A 2,348-nucleotide genomic window follows, 5' to 3' on the forward strand; every position below is an offset into this window, starting at 1 on the left:
CGAGGGGCGGCGCGCCGAGATCCGCCTCGGCGAGCATCGCGTGCGCGAGGGTCCCGCGCGCGGTCGCGCGGCCGGGATCGTCGGCGGGGGCGCCGCGCGCGCCGCGCGGCTCGGCCAGTCCAAGCACGCGACCGAGGTGGTGGCGGCGCGGGCACCGGGCGTACTCGGCGAGCTCGGTCACGGCGGTCCGCACGGCGGCGACCGCGGGCGGGCCGGCGAGGTGGGGCGGCGCGACGACCGCCGCGGCGGCAGCCGCGGGGGCGGCGGTAGCCTCGGCGAGCGGGGTCCCCGACGCAGCCGTCCCCGCCTCCGCGATCGGGATCCGCCGCAGGAGCTCCGGCCGCGCGTCGGCCGCCGCCTCCACGAGCCCGCGCCAGCTCTCCGCGCCGTTCGAGGCCTCGCCGGAGAGGACGAGGTGATCGCGCGCGCGGGTCATCGCGACGTAGAGGAGCCGGCGCGACTCGGCCGCCGCCGCGCGCCGCTCGTGCTCGCGCGCCTCGCGCACGGAGACCGTCTCGTCGAACCGCTCGGCCGCCGCGTCGTAGCGCATCGCGCAGACGCGCCCCGCCGGGTCGAGGAGCGCGCGGCGGGCGTCGCTCCGCGCGCGCGCGCCGAGGTCCGGTACGAACACCACCGGCCACTCGAGCCCCTTGGCCTGGTGCACGGTGAGGATGGCCACCGCGTCGCCGGCCTCGACCTCCGCCTCGGGCTCGCGCGGCGGCCGCGCCGCCTGCGCCCGCAGGTGGCGCGCGAGCTCCGCCGCCGTCCCGCCGTCCGCGGCGAAGCGCGCGGCGAGGGCCACGGCCTTCGCGACGTTCATCGCCCGCCGCTCGCCGTCGGGCCCGGCGAGCAGCGCTGCGTCGAGATCGAGGCGCTCGACGGCGCGCCCGAGCAGCGCGTCCGGCGCGAGCCTGTCGCGGAGCGCGTGCAGCTCGCGCCAGACCTCGAGCAGGCGCGCGAGCCGCGCCCAGTCCTCCGCCGGCACCCGGCGAACCGCCTGCTCCGCCGTGCCTGGCGCGAGCGCGAAGGCCCCGTCGGCCGAGAGGGCTCGAAGGAGCTCGTCGCGGAGCCCGCCCGCGGGTGCACGCGCCAGCCGTCCGGGGCCGGCCCGCGCGGCGAGGAAGAGCGTCGCGTCCGAGACGCCGCACATGGGCGAGCGGAGCAGCGCGGCCCAGCCGATCGCGTCGGCGGGATCGGCCAGCGTCGCGAGGAGCTCCCCGAGATCGCGCACCTCCGGCGCCTGGTAGAAGCCGCCGCCGCGCGCGAGCCGGTAGGGGATCCCCGCGGCGCGCAGCGCCCGCTCGTACTCGCCGATCTGCGTGAGCCGCCGGAACAGGATCGCCACGTCGCCGAGCCTCGGGCGCCGCACGCGCTCGCCTCCGCCTTCGCCCCGCTCGCGCACCGCGACGCCCGCCGTCCCGGCGACCACCGCCTCGATGCGGCGGGCGATCGCGTCGGCCTCGCGGCGCCGCCGCTCCGCGGCGTTCCCCTCGCCGTCGTCGTCGAGGAGCTCGCACGCGGGGCGCGCGCCCTCCGGGCGGTGCGGCACGAGCCGATCGGCGTCGGAGAAGCGGATCTCGTCGTCGCGCGCCGGCGCGCCGTCGGGCGGGCGCATGCATCGCGCGAACACCTCGTTCACGAGCTCGACCACCGCCGGCGCGGAGCGATGGTTGTCCGAGAGGTGCAGCACACGCCCCTCGCCCGCGTCGAGCCGGCGGACGAGTCGCGCGAACACCGCGACGTCGGCGCCGCGGAAGCGGTAGATGGACTGCTTGAGGTCGCCCACCGCGACGAGGACCGGGCCGGGGGGCGTGCCGGGGCCCGCGAGCAGCTCGAACAGCTCCTGCTGAACCCCGTTCACGTCCTGGTACTCGTCCACGAGCAGCGCGCGGAACCGGCCCCGGAGCTCCGCGCGGAGCGCCGCGTCTCGCCGCAGGAGGTCGCGCGCGACGACGAGGAGGTCGTCGAAGTCCACGGCGCGGGCCGCGCGCTTCGCGGCGGCGTACCGGGCCTCGGCGTCGGCGACGAGCCGGCAGAGCTCCGCCTTCGACTCCGCCGCGAGCGCCTCGGCGGCGAGCGGCGCGAGCGCCTCGGCCGCCGCTGCGAGCGCGTCCTTGAGCTCGCGCAGCGGGCCGTCGCCCTTGCCGAGGCGCTTCCCCTTCGCGGCGGCGCCGAGCGCGAGGAGCCGCCCGAGCGCGGCGTCGTCGATCGCTCCCTGGCGGTCCGACGGCGCGAGCGCGTCGAGCGCGCGCCGGACCCCCTCCACGAGGTCGCGCGCTCCCGCGGTGGTCGCCTGCGGGCCGGCGAGCGCGATGCCCTCGGCGGTGGCGACGAGGCGTGCCCGGGCC

The 2,348-nt window shown here is 79.6% G+C and carries 1 protein-coding gene; it reads right to left on the bottom strand.

Translation table 11 applies throughout. The annotated features are described in order from the left end of the window. A partial coding sequence (locus MNZ29_RS23940) for an exodeoxyribonuclease V subunit beta (protein ID WP_242357099.1) occupies positions 1-2,348 on the bottom strand: 2,348 nt, incomplete at both ends.

This window comes from Anaeromyxobacter sp. SG64 (assembly GCF_022690745.1).
GTDB lineage: Bacteria > Myxococcota > Myxococcia > Myxococcales > Anaeromyxobacteraceae > Anaeromyxobacter > Anaeromyxobacter soli.